The organism is Exiguobacterium sp. s121 (assembly GCF_018617245.1).
Classification (GTDB): Bacteria; Bacillota; Bacilli; order Exiguobacteriales; family Exiguobacteriaceae; genus Exiguobacterium; species Exiguobacterium profundum.
Map to the genome: position 1 here is coordinate 510,758 of NZ_JACSJV010000001.1, position 17,155 is coordinate 527,912.

General features: G+C 50.5%; 18 protein-coding genes. 16 read left to right on the top strand and 2 right to left on the bottom strand.

Annotation, left to right across the window (positions count from 1 at the left end; genetic code table 11):
* Positions 1 to 2: 2 nt before the first annotated feature.
* Entirely contained in the window at positions 3 to 1,475 is a 1,473-nt protein-coding gene (locus tag KOG47_RS02635) for a SulP family inorganic anion transporter (protein WP_215244178.1), read from the bottom strand.
* Positions 1,476 to 1,708: 233 nt separating this feature from the next.
* On the opposite strand from KOG47_RS02635, the gene KOG47_RS02640 reads away from it, so the two are divergent.
* The 6 genes from KOG47_RS02640 to KOG47_RS02665 are packed head-to-tail and all read left to right on the top strand — an operon-like array spanning position 1,709 to position 7,436.
* A complete protein-coding gene (locus KOG47_RS02640; protein ID WP_012727076.1) occupies positions 1,709 to 2,026 on the top strand; it encodes an ArsR/SmtB family transcription factor in 318 nt (105 codons plus the stop codon).
* Between the two features lie 13 nt (positions 2,027 to 2,039).
* Positions 2,040 to 2,399 carry an arsenite efflux transporter metallochaperone ArsD gene (gene arsD, locus KOG47_RS02645; protein ID WP_214690570.1) on the top strand — a complete coding sequence of 120 codons (360 nt, stop codon included), beginning with the start codon at positions 2,040 to 2,042 and terminating at the stop codon, positions 2,397 to 2,399.
* Between the two features lie 12 nt (positions 2,400 to 2,411).
* Entirely contained in the window at positions 2,412 to 4,169 is a 1,758-nt protein-coding gene (gene arsA, locus KOG47_RS02650; protein WP_215243714.1) for an arsenical pump-driving ATPase, read from the top strand.
* On the top strand, positions 4,166 to 4,444 hold the full coding sequence (locus KOG47_RS02655) for a Fe-S cluster assembly protein HesB (RefSeq protein ID WP_074036072.1): 279 nt from the start codon (positions 4,166 to 4,168) through the stop codon (positions 4,442 to 4,444). Before arsA ends, KOG47_RS02655 begins: the two co-directional genes overlap by 4 nt.
* Positions 4,445 to 4,476: 32 nt before the next feature.
* Positions 4,477 to 5,763, top strand: a complete 1,287-nt coding sequence (locus KOG47_RS02660) for an arsenic transporter (protein ID WP_215243715.1) — start codon at positions 4,477 to 4,479, stop codon at positions 5,761 to 5,763.
* A 14-nt stretch (positions 5,764 to 5,777) separates the two neighbouring features.
* Positions 5,778 to 7,436: an FAD-dependent oxidoreductase gene (locus KOG47_RS02665; protein WP_214690573.1), complete on the top strand. Its 1,659-nt coding sequence runs from the start codon at positions 5,778 to 5,780 to the stop codon at positions 7,434 to 7,436.
* A gap of 214 nt (positions 7,437 to 7,650) precedes the next feature.
* Here KOG47_RS02665 and KOG47_RS02670 read toward each other — a convergent pair whose 3' ends face one another.
* Complete coding sequence (locus tag KOG47_RS02670) at positions 7,651 to 8,787, bottom strand: GGDEF domain-containing protein (protein ID WP_215243716.1); 1,137 nt, start codon at positions 8,785 to 8,787, stop codon at positions 7,651 to 7,653.
* Positions 8,788 to 8,965: 178 nt separating this feature from the next.
* On the opposite strand from KOG47_RS02670, the gene pulA reads away from it, so the two are divergent.
* The 10 genes from pulA to KOG47_RS02720 all read left to right on the top strand — a co-directional run bounded on the left by pulA (position 8,966) and on the right by KOG47_RS02720 (position 17,147).
* Complete coding sequence (gene pulA / locus KOG47_RS02675; protein WP_215243717.1) at positions 8,966 to 11,887, top strand: type I pullulanase; 2,922 nt, start codon at positions 8,966 to 8,968, stop codon at positions 11,885 to 11,887.
* A gap of 144 nt (positions 11,888 to 12,031) precedes the next feature.
* Complete coding sequence (locus KOG47_RS02680) at positions 12,032 to 12,229, top strand: hypothetical protein (RefSeq protein ID WP_215243718.1); 198 nt, start codon at positions 12,032 to 12,034, stop codon at positions 12,227 to 12,229.
* Between the two features lie 74 nt (positions 12,230 to 12,303).
* Positions 12,304 to 12,546, top strand: coding sequence for a hypothetical protein (locus KOG47_RS02685; protein WP_074036083.1), 243 nt, complete (start codon positions 12,304 to 12,306; stop codon positions 12,544 to 12,546).
* Positions 12,547 to 12,643: 97 nt separating this feature from the next.
* A complete protein-coding gene (locus KOG47_RS02690; RefSeq protein ID WP_215243719.1) occupies positions 12,644 to 13,720 on the top strand; it encodes a nitric oxide synthase oxygenase in 1,077 nt (358 codons plus the stop codon).
* 14 nt (positions 13,721 to 13,734) lie between these two features.
* The gene (locus tag KOG47_RS02695) at positions 13,735 to 14,154 is read left to right on the top strand and encodes an RDD family protein (protein ID WP_074036085.1); all 420 of its coding nucleotides are present in this window, start codon (positions 13,735 to 13,737) and stop codon (positions 14,152 to 14,154) included.
* Between the two features lie 125 nt (positions 14,155 to 14,279).
* Entirely contained in the window at positions 14,280 to 15,131 is an 852-nt protein-coding gene (locus KOG47_RS02700; RefSeq protein WP_074036087.1) for a DegV family protein, read from the top strand.
* Positions 15,132 to 15,151: 20 nt separating this feature from the next.
* Positions 15,152 to 15,478, top strand: a complete 327-nt coding sequence (locus tag KOG47_RS02705; protein WP_215243720.1) for a thioredoxin family protein — start codon at positions 15,152 to 15,154, stop codon at positions 15,476 to 15,478.
* A gap of 86 nt (positions 15,479 to 15,564) precedes the next feature.
* The gene (locus tag KOG47_RS02710) at positions 15,565 to 15,966 is read left to right on the top strand and encodes a (4Fe-4S)-binding protein (protein WP_215243721.1); all 402 of its coding nucleotides are present in this window, start codon (positions 15,565 to 15,567) and stop codon (positions 15,964 to 15,966) included.
* 14 nt (positions 15,967 to 15,980) lie between these two features.
* Entirely contained in the window at positions 15,981 to 16,874 is an 894-nt protein-coding gene (locus tag KOG47_RS02715) for a DUF5996 family protein (RefSeq protein ID WP_251125256.1), read from the top strand.
* Positions 16,875 to 17,147, top strand: coding sequence for a GNAT family N-acetyltransferase (locus KOG47_RS02720; protein ID WP_074036091.1), 273 nt, complete (start codon positions 16,875 to 16,877; stop codon positions 17,145 to 17,147).
* The last annotated feature ends 8 nt before the right edge of the window (positions 17,148 to 17,155 follow it).

Consider the following 17,155-nt stretch of genomic DNA (forward strand, 5'->3'; position numbering starts at 1 on the left):
AATCAGTGCCCTGCGTTCGCGTCTTGTTGCTTCAAGTGAAGGGCGAGCGTGTTGAGCAGTTTTTCCGAGTCTTTGTTCAAGTTGAGCAGTTCCGGTTCGATTCCGACTTCCCGATATTTGAAGATGACCTTATCGATTGCCCCGATGGCAGAGTCGTCCCAAAGATGCGTGTTCGCAAAGTCGATGGTGACTGTTTGGATACCGGCTTCAGCATCCTCTGTCACATCGAACTGATTGACGAATTCAGATGTCGAGGCGAAGAAGAGCTGACCGTTCACCATGTAATGAGCCTTGTCGGCATCGATCTTTCGCTCGAGATCGATTTTTGAGATTTTAGCAGCGAAGAGAATTGCTGCTGTCAAAATCCCGGCGAGTACACCGAGTGACAAATCATGTGTGACGACGGTGACGAGTACGGTGACGAGCATGACGACCGTATCCGATTTTTGGGCGGTACGCATCGCTTTGAGCGAACCCCAGTCAAACGTCGCATAGGAGACGAAGAACATGACCCCGACGAGCGCGCCGACCGGAATCAGCATGAGCACGTCGCTGATTGTCATGATCATGACGAAGAGCGCGAGACCGGCTGTAAGTGTCGACAGACGTCCACGAGCACCCGATGAGACATTGATGACCGATTGCCCAATCATCGCACATCCTGGCATCCCACCGAAGAACCCAGCAATGATGTTCGAAATCCCTTGTCCGCGCGATTCACGGTTTTTGTTTGAGTCCGTTCCTGTCATATCGTCAACGATTTGTGCCGTCAAGAGCGACTCGATCAATCCGACGAATGCGAGGGAAATCGAGTAAGGAAGAATGATCAACAACGTTTCAAACGTCAACGGGACGTTCGGGAATAAAAATTCCGGGAGTGTTGCTGAGATTGTTCCCATGTCTCCGATATTTTTCGTATCGAGACCGAGTGTGATGGCTAAAATCGTCATGACGACGATGGCGACAAGTGGTGCAGGGATGGCTTTTGTGACTCGCGGAAATAAGAAGATGATGGCGAGCGAGGCGGCGACGATTGCCCAGATGATCCAGCTTTCCCCTTCAAAGTTGGATAGTTGCGCTTGAAAAATCAGAATGGCAAGCGCATTGACAAAGCCAACCATGACGGCGCGTGGAATGAACTTCATTAAGCGGGCGATGCCGAGATAACCGAGTACGATTTGAATGACACCCGTTAGAATCCCAGCGGCCAGCAAATATTGAAGACCATGGTCGGCGACGAGTGAGACGATGACGAGCGCCATCGCACCGGTCGCAGCCGAAATCATCGCAGGGCGACCGCCTGCGATTGAAATCACCATGGCGATGATGAACGAAGCATAGAGCCCGACCATCGGGTTGACGCCAGCGATGAGTGAGAACGCGATCGCCTCAGGGATGAGGGCGAGAGCGACAACAATCCCCGCAAGGACGTCTGCTCGGACGTTACCGAGCCAGTCTTGTTTGATTGTATTCATTTTTTCCAAGAAGAACACACCTCTCTTTATATTTTGACTTTGATCTTCGAGTCTCACGAAGATCAAATGCCACATTATATGAAAGGAAATGTTCCAACGTTACGTGTTTTCACAACGTGTTTCATCATAACGGATTTTTTTTGAAATGACAATTGAATGAAGTTGAAAAGTATGGTAATTTCATAACGGATACGTTATATAACAATTAGGTTATACAGGAAGGGGAAGTGGAAATGTACACTGCAGAAGAATTAAGCAAAGTACTCAAGGTGCTCGGTGATCCGACTCGATTGACCATGCTGAAACAGATGGAAGCGGGAGAACAGTGTGCGTGTAGTTTCGTCGACTGTTTTGACATCTCACAGCCGGCAATCAGCCGTCATTTGAAGATGTTGCGTCAGGCTGGACTGTTATTAGAGCGCCGAGACAAACAATGGATCCACTATCGATTGAATGAGACGAGCCCTTTTTATGGGATTGTCGTCGATTTGCTCGACAAGATTGAGACAATCGATGTGAGTTGCGACTGTGACACCGAATGTGCAATTTAAGGAGGAGTCAACGATGAAACTTGAAGTGTTTGAACCGGCAATGTGCTGTCCAACAGGATTATGTGGTCCATCCATCGATCCAGAACTGACGCGAGTGGCGACAATTCACTACGTGTTAAAACAGCGAGGCTTCGATGTTGCTCGTTATAATCTGGCATCGGAACCGAATCGATTCGTTGAAAATGTCAAGGTGCAAGCTGAAATTGCAAATGGGCTCGAGATGCTCCCGCTCACAGTAGTTGATGGAAAAATCGTAAAACGGGGTGCCTATTTAACAGATGAAGAAATTGCGGAGTTGACGGGACTACCGGTTGACGCATTTGCCAAGAAAGATGGAGAAAAGCCGAAAGTTCGCATCTCACTGAAGAAATAAGGAGATATGCTCATGAAGACATTTGATTTTCATACGATTGAACCGACCCGTTATGTGTTCTTGACCGGGAAAGGTGGCGTCGGGAAGACATCGACAGCGTCAAGCCTCGCCCTGACGCTCGCCGACCGTGGCAAGCGTGTCTTACTCGTTTCGACCGACCCGGCCAGTAATTTACAAGACGTGTTTGAGATGGAACTCGATGAGACGCCGCGCCTCGTTCCGGAAACAAAGCTTGCCATCTCCAACTTCGATCCCGAAGAAGCGGCAAAACAATATATGGAACGCATGGTCGGACCTTATCGAGGTGTATTACCGGACGTGGCCATTCACTCGATGGAAGAGCAATTATCCGGTGCCTGTACGGTTGAGATTGCGGCATTCGACCAATTTACGGACTTGTTGACGTCCGTGTCAGCCCGTGAGGCGTACGATCACGTCATCTTTGACACGGCACCGACTGGTCATACGTTGCGCCTACTCACCTTGCCGAGTGCATGGGATGAATTTTTGGAGACGAACACGACAGGTGCGTCTTGCCTTGGTCCGCTTGCCGGTTTAGCTGACAAACAATTGCAGTACAAAAAGGCAGTTGAGACGCTCACTGATGGTAAAGAGACGACACTGCTTCTCGTTGCTCGTCCCGAAACATCCACACTCATCGAAGCGGAGCGTGCCGCGACCGAACTTCGCGCCATCGGCATCGAGCGAATGCAACTCATCATCAACGGTCTTGTCCAACAGGATGAAGGGGCAGACCGATACACGAAGCGGCTCATCGAGCGTCAGCAACAAGCACTCCGTGAACTTCCTGAAGGCATAACTGACCTCGAGGCATTCAAACTTCCATATGCTTACGAAAATCTGATTGGTGTCTCTGCACTTCGGCGCTTTGTGAACGGAGAGACGGTCGCTGTCGCAGATGCATGCTATGACTCGAGTTGTTACGGATCACTTGATCGACTCGTTGATGAGATTGAGGCGGACGGTCCAAGTGTCATCATGACGATGGGGAAAGGTGGCGTCGGGAAGACGACACTTGCTTCGCTGATTGCGGTCGCGCTTCATGAAAGAGGGCACTCTGTTCATTTGACGACGACGGATCCGGCCGCTCATGTCGCTTTCACGATTGGGACAAACATTGCAGATACGTTCACGGTCGATGCCATTGACCCGAAAGTTGAAATTGAGAGGTATCGACAGGATGTGTTCAAGGAAGCAGGGGACCTGAATGAAGAGCAACGTATGATGCTCGAAGAGGACCTGCGTTCGCCGTGCACCGAAGAAATCGCCGTTTTCCGTGCCTTTGCGAATCAGGTGGCGAAAGCGAAAGACCGTTTCGTCGTCATCGATACGGCACCGACCGGACACACGCTTCTTCTGTTAGATGCGACCGAGAGTTATCATCGCGAACTCGAACGCTCGACTGGCGTTGTCCCGGAAGCAGTCCGAGATTTGTTGCCGAAATTACGTGATCCGAAACAAACGCACGTCATCATCACGACCTTGCCTGAAGCGACGCCGGTATATGAAGCTGAACGACTCGTAGCAGATTTGAATCGGGCTAAGATTCTACCGTTCGCTTGGGTCGTTAATCAATCGTTCACGCCACTCGATGTCACGAGCAAACTATTGACCGCGAAAGTCGCGAATGAAGTCCTATGGCTCGAACGTGTGAACAGCTATCGGCGTCCGACGATACTCGCCTGGCAAGAACATTTGCCAGTCGGATATTCCGCGTTATCCCAACTATTGAAGGAGGAAGTGAAATGAACATCACGAATGAAGCCATCGATTACTTAAAAACAGCGCTAGAGGAGGAGCAGACAAAATCGGTCCGCATCATCACGGAGGCCGGTTGCTGTGGACCGACACTAGGTTTGGCCGTAGCGACACCGGAAGCGACCGATGAGGTGAAGCACTTCGACGACCTTACGTTTGCCGTGGCGAACGAAGCTACAGCGTTGTCCGCAAATGTCACGCTCGACGTTGAATCAACAGAAGAGGGAATGACACTCGTATTGCACGGTTTGCAGCCGAGTTGCTAAAAAATAAATAGAGATTATTGGAGGATTACATTGTGCAGTGGATTGCTAGTTTAATTTTTCTTGTGACGCTTTTCCTCATCATCAAGCAACCGAAAGGCCTCGGAATCGGTTACTCGGCGATGGGGATGGCTGTCATCGCTCTCGTTTCGGGCGTCGTCAATCTTGATGACGTCGGAACGGTATGGGGCATCATTTGGAACGCGACGTTCACCTTTATCGCAATCATCATCATTTCACTCATTTTAGATGAGATTGGATTCTTTGAATGGGCCGCTTTACACATGGCGCGAATCGCCAAAGGTGGCGGGGTGAAACTCTTCGTTTATATCACGTTACTCGGTGCCCTCGTCGCAGCCTTGTTTGCAAATGACGGGGCGGCGCTGATCTTGACACCGATTGTCTTGGCGATGGTCCGGGCTCTCAAACTGCCGGACGCGGTCGTCTTGGCATACGTCATGGCATCCGGATTCATCGCCGATACGGCAAGTCTTCCATTCATCGTCTCGAACCTCGTCAACATTGTCTCAGCCGACTTCTTTGGCATCGGGTTCGCCGAGTACGCCGCGCGGATGGTGTTCGTGAACGTGTTCGCGGTCGCGGGGAGTCTGCTCGTGTTGTACCTTTATTTCAAAAAAGATATCCCGAAACAGTATGACGCCTCACAGTTGGCTGAACCTTCGTCCGTTATTAAAGACCATACGATGTTCCGCTTATCCTGGATTGTACTCGGTTTACTGGTCATCGGATACTTCACGAGTGATTTAGTCGAGATCCCCGTTTCGCTCGTCGCGGGTGTCATCGCCTTGTTCTTCCTCGTGATGGCGAACCGCTCGTCAGCGGTCCAGACGATGCAAGTCATCAAAGGTGCACCGTGGGCCATCGTCTTCTTCTCGCTCGGGATGTATATTGTCGTCTACGGTTTACAAAATGCCGGACTCACTCAAGTATTGGCGAACTTTATCGATTGGTTCGCGGTTAACAGCTTCAGTGCCACGTTCGGGATGGGCTTTTTGGCCGCCATCTTGTCATCGGTCATGAACAATATGCCGACCGTCATGATTGATGCGCTCGCCATCGACTTGACGCATACGACCGGACAGATTCGGGAAGCGTTAATCTATGCGAACGTCATTGGTTCCGATCTCGGTCCGAAGATTACCCCGATTGGGTCGCTAGCGACGCTTCTATGGCTCCACGTCCTTCGTACGAAAGGCCTCAAAATCGGATGGGGGCAGTACTTTAAAGTCGGGATCATCTTGACGATTCCGACATTGGCTATCACGTTGCTCGGCCTATACATCAGCTTATTACTTTATTGAGGAGTGGATTATATATGAAACTAGTCATCATCGGTTCAGTCGCTGCAGGGACATCGGTTGCGGCGAAAGCGCGTCGGAACAACGAAGACGCACAAATCACGATTTACGATCGAGATTACGATATCTCGTACTCTGGTTGTGGGATTCCTTACTACGTTGGCGGAGAAGTCGAGTCACGTGACGATTTGACACCGCGCGATGCGGCCTTCTTCAAGAAGCGCTACAACATCGACGTGATGACGCGTCATAATGTGACGTCAGTCGACAAAGACACGAAGACGGTGACGGTTGAAAACTTAGAGACGGGTGACACGTTCACGGACTCATATGATGTCCTCGTCCTTGCGACGGGTGCGTCGAGCATCATCCCACCGATTCCAGGGGTGAAGTCGGACAACGTCTTCCCGATTCGAAACATCCAACATGCGGAGGCGACACGCTCCTTCGTCGATTCGACAGACCCGAAACATGCGACAATCATCGGAGCCGGCTTCATCGGTCTAGAGATGGCGGAACAGTTGAAGCTTCGTGGTGTGGACGTGACCATCATCGAGCGCGTGCCTCAAGTGATGCCACCACTCGACAAGGATATGGCGTGCCGCGTTGAGGAACACCTCGAGAAGAACGGAATCGAGCTCATGCTCGGAGAGACCGTGACAGAACTTGTCGGTGACGGACACGTCGAACGGGTCGTCACGGAGAGTGGGAAGACGATTGAGACCGACCTCGTCATCTTGTCTGTCGGAGTCCGTCCGAACGTCGAGCTCGCCATGAACATGGGAGTCAAACTAGGTGAAACGGGTGCGATCGCCGTCAATGAGCGGATGGAGACAAACATCCCAGACGTCTATGCGGCAGGAGACGTCGCGGAGAGTTTCTCGATCGTGACAGGGAAACCGATTTGGCGTCCACTTGGTTCGACAGCGAACAAGATGGGGCGGACCGCCGGGGACGTCATCACGGGCGGTCACCTCGAACATCGGGGCATCCTCGGAACGGGCATCTTCAAAGTGTTCGGACTTGCCGTCGCACAGACGGGTCTCGCCGAAAAAGAAGCACGCGAACTCGGATACGATATCGAGGTACTTCATAACACGAAACCGGATAAGCCTGCCTATATGGGTGGAAAAGATATGACGATTAAAGCGGTCGCCGATCGTGCGACGCGTCAACTGCTCGGTGTCCAAATCGTTGGATTTGAAGGAGTCGACAAACGAATCGACGTCTTCGTCACGGCCATCACCCTTAAGGCGAAAGTGGACGACTTGTTCCATCTCGACCTCGCCTACGCACCACCGTTCTCGACGACGAAAGACCCGGTCATGTATACGGGGATGGTGCTTTCGAACAGTATCGACAAGGCGGCTCGACTCATCACGCCGGCCGAACTTCAGGCACGAATCGATGCCGGGGAAGACATGCAAATCATCGATACGCGGAAAGCAGCACAGTTCGAGAAGGCGTGTGTCGATTGTGCGGTCAACGTCCCACTCGGTAACCTTCGGGAAGCGGCGAAAGACATGGACAAGGACAAGCCGACCGTCGTTTACTGTAACGGAGGCGTGACGGGCAACGCGGCACAGAACGTGCTCCGTAACCTCGGATTCACCGATGTGTACAACTTGTCAGGTGGAAATAAGAATTATCAGTTGTTCAAAAAATACGGGAACTAAGCAAGACGACGTCCGCAACTGCCGGACGTCGTCTTTTGATATGCTGTACGTGAGGTGAAGCGGATGGATTATAAGATGTTACATGAGAAATTTGAGCGACGGAAGCAGTGGCACATTTTTGACAGATGAAGAAATCAAGATGAGCTATCTTCGTTACTTGGAGTCGCTCGATGAATGGAATAAACTTTGAAAAACCTCTCACAAATGTGAGAGGTCAGTTTGCTTTCTGTTGACTCCATTTGCCGATTTGATTTCGCCCGTTCCGTTTGGCGACGTAAAGACCGATGTCTGCCTTTTTGATTAGTTGAGCGGACGTGACGACCTTTCGTTCAGAAGTGCTCGATACTCCGATTGAAATGGTGACCTCAAGCGTCGAACTGTCAGGTAATTGAAACGGTTGTTTCGAGACTTCGGTCAAATAGCGATTCGCAATCGACATGGCTTGCGAAAGGTTGCAGTCGGCAAGTAAAACAGAGAACTCTTCTCCACCGTTTCGGCAGACCATGTCATCTGCTCGCGCGATTCCAGAGAGACGTTGACCGAGCTCGACTAAAATTGCATCACCCGCATCGTGTCCATACGTATCATTAACTGATTTGAAGTGATCGATATCGATTAACAACAACGCAATCTCGTTCGGCGACGTGAACACTTCTTCATCGACGCGTTTCATTTCCTCATCAAACTGTCTTCTATTACCTAACCCCGTTAATGTATCCGTATAAGCCGCTTCTTTATATTTTGTGATAAGACGTTCAGAGCGTTCGATTTTTCGTATGCCACCATACACGATATGCAAAAAGAAGCCTGCCGCGTAACCGATGAATAAAAACCAGATGAGTGTTATAAAATATGCACTTGGCTCCTTATAGTTCGTCATGTTGAGAATAGAGAAGAGTGCAATGAACGTAAGACTAATCATATTTACGATTCGAATATCTTGTGTCGGCTGGATCCGTTCGCGCATTCGTAAGAACAGAAATGCTGTTCCAGCTGCTACGGAATAATCTAGGAGTGTGATCAGAAGTAGCATTTCTCCGGGAACGATAAACGGAAGTAGGATAATACTCGTCACATACGTGATACGCAGACCAGATATCCCAAAGTACAAAGCAGAAATGATGAGTGGGACAAATCCATACTGAAAGTCCGCTTGAGCGTTCCAAAGTACACCATGAAGCGTGATGATCATAGAGAGTCCTGCTAGGAGGATGGAGATGGTCATCTGACGCCGAATCGGTAATTTATTTGTGAAACCGAGCTTGGTAAAACGTGAGATCAGATATAGACCAACGAGCAAAAGGCTCGCGTTGGCAATTAGGTTATTAATTAAGTTTGTAAGTGATAGCAATTAAGTTTTTCCTCCTTAAATTCTATATACAGGTTGAACTCTCGGAAAGCAATCCTTTTTGTGGAGGAAAGGTGTTTAGTGCTCTACTTTACTAAAATAACATTGCTTCACTAAAAGAAACCGTTTACAATTTCTGTGTAAGCGTTTTCTCAAAATAGTGCTACAAGGAGGGACCCTCATGGTCAAAAAGCAATGGAAACCCGTATGGGCAGTTGTGCTAACGTTTGCACTGATTCTGTCAATGTTTCCGATGCCGACGTCTGCTTTAGATAAAGGGAAGTCGACGCTTGTCGTCGTCCATTATCAAGAGGCGCCGGATAACGAAAAGGATTGGAATTTATGGCTTTGGGCGAACGGCCCAGATTACTTCCCGAACAAAGGCTTCACATTCAACGGGGAAGATGCATTCGGAAAGGTGGCGGCTTACGAATTCCCAGTCGATTCACCTGAAAAAATCGGTCTCATCGTCCGCACGGATAATTGGGACAAAGATAAAGGTTCTGAGAACGACCGCTTCATCACAAGCGATATGATTCAAGATGGTGTCGCTGAAGTGTGGATCAAGTCGGGTGATCCGACCATCTATACGTCGAACCCGGACGGGGAGACGGCTTCGACGGAAATCGATATGAAAGTTCATTATTTCCGTTACGACAATACATATACGGACTGGGGTCTTTGGGCTTGGCCGGACGGTGGGGACGGGCAGAGCATCGCCTTCGATGAGGCTGATGATTTCGGTGCCGTCGCGAACGTGAAACTCGCCAACCCGGAATCGAAGAAACTCATGGGCTTGATCACGAAAAAAGGAGAATGGACGGAGAAGGATGGGGAAGACCGATTCGTTCTCGGGACTGCGAAAGAGATTTGGCTCGTTGAAGGAGATTCAACAATCTACTATTCAGAGCCACAAATCGATCGCTCTCCAAAACTTGTCTCGTTCTCGGCGGACACGTTCCGTCAAGCAACACTCACAACGAATCGCGTCATCACGGATGCGTTCATCGATGAATTGAGCGTAGACGGGGCAACGGTGGAATCGATTGAAAAAGCTAGCGACAAGTCGGTGACGATTCAATTCAAAGCAGACATCGATTTAGCGAAAGTCATCAAAGCCTCGCACCCGGAGTTCGGAGAACAGACGCTCCAGGCCGGCAAAGTTCTTCGTTCGAAAGAATTCGATGCGAAATATGCATACGACGGTAAACTCGGTGTCACGTACCAAAAGTCGAAAACGAAGTTTGTCCTCTGGGCACCGACGGCTCAACAAGTCGAGCTCGAACTGTGGAACATGCCGACGAACCGACCGACGAACGACAAAGATATGAAGAAAGTGATTCAAATGAAGCGCGGTGAGCGCGGCACGTGGGTAACGGAAGTTCGTGGTGACCTGGACGGCATCGGTTATACGTACCAAGTGACCCATGCGACAGGGAAGGTCCGTGCGGTCGATCCGTATGCGACGGCTGTCGGCGTGAACGGTGACCAAGGTGTCATCGTCGATTTGAAAGAGACAGATCCAAAACGTTGGAATTCGATGAAACCGAAGTTGAAACAATCGACGGACGCGATCATCTATGAGACGCATGTCCGTGATTTCTCCATCTTTGATGTGAAGACGGACAAATACGACTCAGGCATCCAAAACAAAGGAAAGTATCTCGGTGTCATCGAACCAGGAACGCGTCTTCTCGTTGACGGAAAGAAAACGGCAACGAAGACAGGGCTCGATCACGTCAAAGATCTCGGCGTGACACACGTTCAGTTCATTCCGGTCTATGACTTCAACACGGCCTCCGTCGATGAGACGAATCCGATGGCGACGTACAACTGGGGATATGACCCGAAAAACTACAATGCACCAGAAGGGTCGTATTCAACGAATCCTTACGATGCGAAAGTACGCATCATGGAAATGAAACAGATGATTCAAGGATTGCATGACAACAATTTACGTGCCGTCATGGACGTCGTATACAACCACATGTTCGATGCACAGGCATCGAACTTGCACAAAATCGTACCGGGTTACTACTACCGCTACACAGCGGGTGGTGACTTTGCCAACGGAACAGGTGTCGGAAACGATACGGCTTCCGAACGGGCGATGATGCAAAAGCTGATCGTCGACTCGGTCGTCTATTGGGCAAAAGAGTACCATTGGGACGGATTCCGTTTCGACTTGATGGGAATCCATGACGTCGACACGATGAACAAGGTTCGTTCGGAGTTGAATCGAGTCGACAAGTCGATTCTCGTCTTCGGAGAAGGATGGGACCTTGGTACGCCGCTCGATGCTGAATTAAAAGCAAATCAAAAGAACGCCTACGACATGCCGGGCATCGCCCACTTCAATGACAACATCCGTGACGGCTTGAAAGGCAGCGTCTTCTTCGATGAGGACAAAGGATTCGTCAACGGAAAAGAGGGCATGGAAAATCGCGTGAAGACGGGAATCGTCGGTGAGATCGCTTATAGCGACACGATTAAAGGATTCACGAAAGAGCCGACGCAAGCCATCACGTACGTTGAAGCCCATGACAACCACACGTTATGGGATAAGCTAGAGTTAACGAACCCAACCGCATCAGAAATGGACAAGACGAAGATGCACCGACTCGCTTCAAGCATCATTTTGACGAGTCAAGGGACGACATTCCTCCACGCTGGACAAGAGTTCATGCGCACGAAGGAAGGCGACCACAACTCCTACAAATCACCAGACTCAATCAACCAGCTCGATTGGAAACGGGCGGCCGACCGCAAGGCGGACGTTCAATACATGAAAGGCCTGATTGAGATGCGTAAAGCCAACCCAGGTCTTCGGATGACAAAAGCGAGCGATGTGAAACGATTCTTGACATTCCACAAAGCGGAAGCGAACGTCATCACATACACGATTGACGAAGATGCACCGGGTCAAAAGAACGACTTGTTCATCACGCATAACGCCAACCCGACAAATGTCCAAGTCACCCTTCCTAAAGGGAGCTGGAAAGTAATTGTCGATGGCGACCGTGCCGGAACGAAGACAATCAAGCGCGCAACTGGAAAAGTAAACGTGCCTGCATACAAGACGTTCGTCCTCGAACGCAACTAATCATTGACCCCACTTTGAAACGAGTGGGGTTTTCTAATGGAACAATTATGGGTGATTGGTAATTAATGCTTTAAAAACTAGTTTTTTGTATGAACACGAGAATTTACGCTTGAAACTTCCATCTCTTTCGAAAGGAGAGCTTGTATGGCGATTTTCAAAAAGTGGATTCATCGCGTCAATGGTGACGTCACGGATATATTGTCAGCTGGACCGATTCCCCCGTTCCATGTGGATTCGCTCCTGATTGAACAGTATCCCGATGCCATTTACGTACTCGGTACAAATGGTCGACTAATCGATTCGAACGAAAAGATGGGACTGCTGTTCGATAACTGCGCATGATCTCCAGCCGATGCGGAAGAGTTTGCGCCGTATCACGAACAGGCGTTAACCCGAGAAACGGTTCATCCTGACGATTGAGAGCGGTTGACTCAAGCAATTCAGACGTCACGTTCATCATTCGTTTTGCATCCGGTACAGACTTGCCTGTCCGCTTACGTCGAATGACTGAAGTGACGAATGGGCTGTATCAATATGCCGCCGACTACGAATCAAGTCCGACCATCGAGGCGCAAATGACCGCCCTCGAGCAGGAAGTGAGCGAAAACGAAGAAGTCACCGACTACATCGAACTCGTCCATCAGCCAGAGCGGTCTTGAGTACCCGACTTGTCTTCTGTGAGAATAGATAGTTGAAACAGGGGTCTCCTTTTCTCTAAGATGGAGAAAGAGAGAATCGAGTGAGGAGACCTTAGATATGAATCTGTATGAACAAGCGAGCGACTGGATGCGGCAATGGCATGACGACCCTTCCGAACGCCTCCGAGAAATCAAAGATGAAATTGAGCGCACGGGCACCTATTCATTGACGACGGAAGAGTTGTGTGAGGGTGCCAAGGTGGCGTGGCGGAATTCGAATCGTTGCATCGGCCGCTTGTTTTGGCAGACACTCCATGTGATTGACGCACGGGACGCCGATACGTTTGAGGCTGTCTACACCCATCTTGTCGACCACCTTCGGTTCGCCACGAACGGCGGAAAAATCCGTTCGACGATGACGGTTCTTCCGAACGAGTTCAAACTATTGAACACACAATTGATTCGGTACGCGGGATATGAGACACCTGACGGAATCATCGGAGACCCGATGTCCGTCACGATGACGAAGCGCGCGAAAGAACTCGGATGGGTCGGAGCCGTCACGCCGTTCGATATCCTCCCGCTCATGATCACGGACGGGCGAGACGTCCGCTTGTTTGAGTTGCCGAGTGAGGCCGTGCTTGAGGTGGACATTCGGCACGAGGATGTGGACTTGTTTGACGGACGGACCATCAAATGGCACGCAGTCCCAGCGATTGCGGATATGGAACTAGAGATCGGAGGTCTACGGTTTACCTCGGTCCCGTTTAACGGCTGGTATATGGAGACGGAAATCGGGGCAAGGAATTTGGCCGATACGGACCGTTATGATTTGTTGCCGCTCGTCGGACGGTCACTCGGGCTCGATACGACGAAAGAGCGGTCGCTTTGGCGCGACCGGGCACTCGTCGAATTGAACATCGCCGTCCTGCAATCGTTCGAGCGGGAAGGTGTGACCATTGTCGACCACCATACGGCTGCCAAACAGTTCAAGCGGTTCGAAAAAAACGAACGGGACGCGGGGCGTGACGTCACCGGGCAATGGAGTTGGCTCATCCCGCCTCTCTCTCCTGCGACGACGCACGTTTTTCACGAGCATTACGACAATCAGATCAAGACACCGAACCTGTTTGCTCGAAGTGGATGTCCGTTCTCAGGGTTTCGTCAGCCGGTAAAAGAGGAATTGAAAGGCTAGAACCGAGAGAAAGGATGATTGCTGTGGCAGTCCCACTTTGGAAACGAGCCGTCGCTGGTCAAATCGACCAACTCGTCTTTCAGACACCGGCAAAACTGATTGAAAAGGCAGTCCGTAAGAAGATTTGGCCAGACAAAGAAGTGAAACGGTATTACTTACCGACCGTTGTGACGATGGCCGGAGAAGTCTATTGTATGTTGTATCGAAACGGTCAGACGATAGGAGACCGTGTCGTCGGAATTAAGGTCGTGAGTGCGGATGGACGTCCGCTTTCATTGGAGCAAGTCATCAAGCGGACACTCTATAAAGACGTCGTCTACCCGGCGACGCTTGGGATTCCGCTCATCCGTGCACTTCAACAGATGAAATCGAATAAAGACCTCGAGTTGCCGCATGATGAGTTCGCCCATACAAAATTGATCTCGACCAAATGAAGAGGAGCAGGGCGACCGTGTGTCGCTCTGTTTTTTCGTCCCGTTCGGTCGAGTAGGAATAGCGGCGGGAAATAAGGTATAATGGGATTGGACAAAAATGAACGACTATTGGAGGCTTTTTAGTTATGACAAAAATCGCATGGATTACCGACAGTATGGCCAACTTCTCTCAAGAAGAGGCAGCAAGTCTCGGTGTCGATATCGTTCCGATTCAATTGATCGTGGACGGGAACGGCTATAGTGAAACCAAACTCTCTCTCGAAGACCTACATCGGTATATGATTGACCAAAAGAAAGAAGCGAAGACGTCACAACCGATCTTCGGAGATTTCATCGCCCGCTACGAACGCTTGAAAGAAGAGGGATATGATTGTGCCATCGCCGTCCATTGCTCGAATGGATTGAGCAGTACGGCGAAAAATTCGAAAGCAGCTGCCGAAGCGGCTGACTTTACCGTGTATACCATCGACTCGCATGCCGCACTCGAGGCGCAACAAGAACTCGTCCGAATCGGCAAGGCCGCTGAAGCCGAAGGCAAGTCAGTGGAGGAAATCGTCGCCCTTCTCGAAGCATGGCGTGATAAGAAGAACTTCTTCATGATCATCGGAAACATGGAAACGATGCGCCGAGGCGGTCGTGTTTCTTCCGGTGAGATGTTCCTTGCGAACATCTTGAATATCAAGCCGATCATCACCCTCGATGAGACGGGGAAAGTCATCCCGTTCAAAAAGGCCCGTTCATTGAAGAAGGCTTATGCGGAGATGGTCGGTGAACTCGAACGTCGTCACGCGGAAAACGGTGTGAAGGACAATCGGGTGTTCGTTCAGACGGCACTCGCACCGAACATGCAAGATGACCTCGTCGCACTCATCGAGTCGAAATTACCAGATCTTGAAGTCGTACGGACTCGATTCTGTCCCTCGATTGCGGTACATGCCGGATTTGAGACGGTCGGTGTCTTGTGGCTCAACTCTTAATCAAGTAGGAGGAATGCAAGATGGAAGCAATGACAACCTTGACTGGATTGAATGAACGGATTGAGAGCACGGAACAGCTGCTCGTCTACGTGTCACATCCGGGATGCAGTGTCTGTCATGCGCTGAAACCTCAGATTGAAGAGATGCTCCATCAGTTCCCAGAAATTGTGGCGGTCGCGGTAGACTCGGATGAAGTGCCGGAAGTCGCAGGCGCCTTCTCCATCTTTACCGTGCCGGTCGTCCTCTTTTTCATCAACGGGAAAGAAATGCTCCGCCGGGCACGATTCGTGCCGATCGGCGAACTGACGCATCAACTCGAACGCATGCAAGAAATGAGACAAGCGTGAATATGACCCATCATCCTGTCATGGGATGATGGGTTTTTTTCATAGTGTAACGGGTAAATACCCGCAAACACATAAGGGGTGATTCGATGCGAGGCAAACAATACGTGGGAGAATCGATTGATGTGTACTATGATGTGTCGCTCTGCGTCCATGCGACGGAATGCGTACGGGGATTGCCGGAAGTGTTCGATACGAAACGGAAGCCGTGGATCTTACCGGATGGGGCCGAGGCTCCTGATGTCGCGACGGTGATTGAACGCTGCCCGAGCGGTGCGCTGCAGTTCGTTCGGAAGGATGGTGGAGATGCGGAGGAACCGGACGTCCCGACGTCTGTTAAATTAAACGACTGGCAACAAATCGAGGTGCGTGGAGACCTTCAAATCGAGCAAGGAGATGAGGTCATCTCCACGTATCGGGCCACGCTCTGCGGGTGTGGACAATCCGGGAAGCGACCGATTTGCGACCATAGTGGCGCGTGTAAAGGATGAGAGGATGATGGATGATGCAGATTCCACTACATTCGGACTGGCATGATACAAAGTTGACCTTGCATTTGATTTCCCAACTACTAGGGAAGATTAGACTCCAACTGGCCCCACCTGAGCCGCAATGGGGGCATGTCTCGCTACCGCTCACGGTTAATGGGTTCACGACAGGGCTGTTGTTTGAAGGGGAACGGGCACTCCAGCTTGATGTGGATCTACTAAGTTCTTGCCTTGTCGTTCATGTCGAAGATCAGACAGACGCCATCCCGATTGAAGCGGGGAAGACAATCAAGTCCTATCATGACGACTTATTCAATCGACTGCGGACGCATGGGGTCGACATACGCATCAACCCGAAACCACAGGAGATGACCTTCCAAGGACTTCTCGATACGGACGAGACACCGCTCGCTTATGATGCGGCGTATGCCCGGCAAGGATTAAGGCTGTTTCAACGGGCGGCGCACGAACAGCTGACATACCTATCGAAGCTACGATGCCGGAAAATCAAACCGGCACTCTTTTGGGGGACGTTCGACGTGTCCTCGCTCGTCATCTATCCGATCGAGCATCCGTTTCCGGAAGACAAAGTGATCGAGCGCGTCGCCTTCGATGAACAGTTGATTGAATTTGGATTTTGGCTTGGGGATGATGTGACGGAACGACCGAGCTATTTTGTCTTGCCTTATCCGTTCCTGTTCAGACCGCTACCGACCGTGACGCTACAGCCGGAAGCGGCTTATTATGACGCGGAGAAGAGTGAATTTTTCTTGCCGCTTGATGAAGGAACGAGTGGGGAAGTCCAAGCGTTTTTGTCTACATCGTTTGACATCTTGATGGACGAGATGGATTGGACGATGCGTGACCATTTCTTTATCCCGCTAAAACTAGAAGAGGAGAGTGGTGAGTAAATGGAAATTAAACAGAAGGAAAATACGTTTTACGTCGGGGACGAGGCGAAGCCATCGGCAGAACTGCACTACGTGCCGACGGGGGCGGACAAACTGATTGTCGATCATACGTATGTCAGTGATGAACTTCGAGGACAGGGAATCGGAGAGAAACTTGTTGTCGCCGTGGTCGAATATGCTCGGGAAGAAGGAAAGACGATTATCCCACTCTGTCCCTTTACGAAAAATCAGTTCGACCGACATGCCGAGTATCACGACGTGTTGGCGAACTGAACCGGGGT

Excerpts from the sequence above, each read along its gene's own strand:
- KOG47_RS02695 (WP_074036085.1), top strand. The coding sequence starts at position 13,735 with ATGATTGCTGTGGCAGTCCCACTTTGGAAACGAGCCGTCGCTGGTCAA.
- KOG47_RS02720 (WP_074036091.1), top strand. The coding sequence starts at position 16,875 with ATGGAAATTAAACAGAAGGAAAATACGTTTTACGTCGGGGACGAGGCG.
- arsD (WP_214690570.1), top strand. The coding sequence starts at position 2,040 with ATGAAACTTGAAGTGTTTGAACCGGCAATGTGCTGTCCAACAGGATTA.
- KOG47_RS02705 (WP_215243720.1), top strand. The coding sequence starts at position 15,152 with ATGGAAGCAATGACAACCTTGACTGGATTGAATGAACGGATTGAGAGC.
- KOG47_RS02665 (WP_214690573.1), top strand. The coding sequence starts at position 5,778 with ATGAAACTAGTCATCATCGGTTCAGTCGCTGCAGGGACATCGGTTGCG.
- KOG47_RS02690 (WP_215243719.1), top strand. The coding sequence starts at position 12,644 with ATGAATCTGTATGAACAAGCGAGCGACTGGATGCGGCAATGGCATGAC.
- KOG47_RS02655 (WP_074036072.1), top strand. The coding sequence starts at position 4,166 with ATGAACATCACGAATGAAGCCATCGATTACTTAAAAACAGCGCTAGAG.
- arsA (WP_215243714.1), top strand. The coding sequence starts at position 2,412 with ATGAAGACATTTGATTTTCATACGATTGAACCGACCCGTTATGTGTTC.
- KOG47_RS02710 (WP_215243721.1), top strand. The coding sequence starts at position 15,565 with ATGCGAGGCAAACAATACGTGGGAGAATCGATTGATGTGTACTATGAT.
- KOG47_RS02700 (WP_074036087.1), top strand. The coding sequence starts at position 14,280 with ATGACAAAAATCGCATGGATTACCGACAGTATGGCCAACTTCTCTCAA.
- pulA (WP_215243717.1), top strand. The coding sequence starts at position 8,966 with ATGGTCAAAAAGCAATGGAAACCCGTATGGGCAGTTGTGCTAACGTTT.
- KOG47_RS02680 (WP_215243718.1), top strand. The coding sequence starts at position 12,032 with ATGGCGATTTTCAAAAAGTGGATTCATCGCGTCAATGGTGACGTCACG.
- KOG47_RS02715 (WP_251125256.1), top strand. The coding sequence starts at position 15,981 with ATGCAGATTCCACTACATTCGGACTGGCATGATACAAAGTTGACCTTG.
- KOG47_RS02635 (WP_215244178.1), bottom strand. The coding sequence starts at position 1,475 with ATGAATACAATCAAACAAGACTGGCTCGGTAACGTCCGAGCAGACGTC.
- KOG47_RS02640 (WP_012727076.1), top strand. The coding sequence starts at position 1,709 with ATGTACACTGCAGAAGAATTAAGCAAAGTACTCAAGGTGCTCGGTGAT.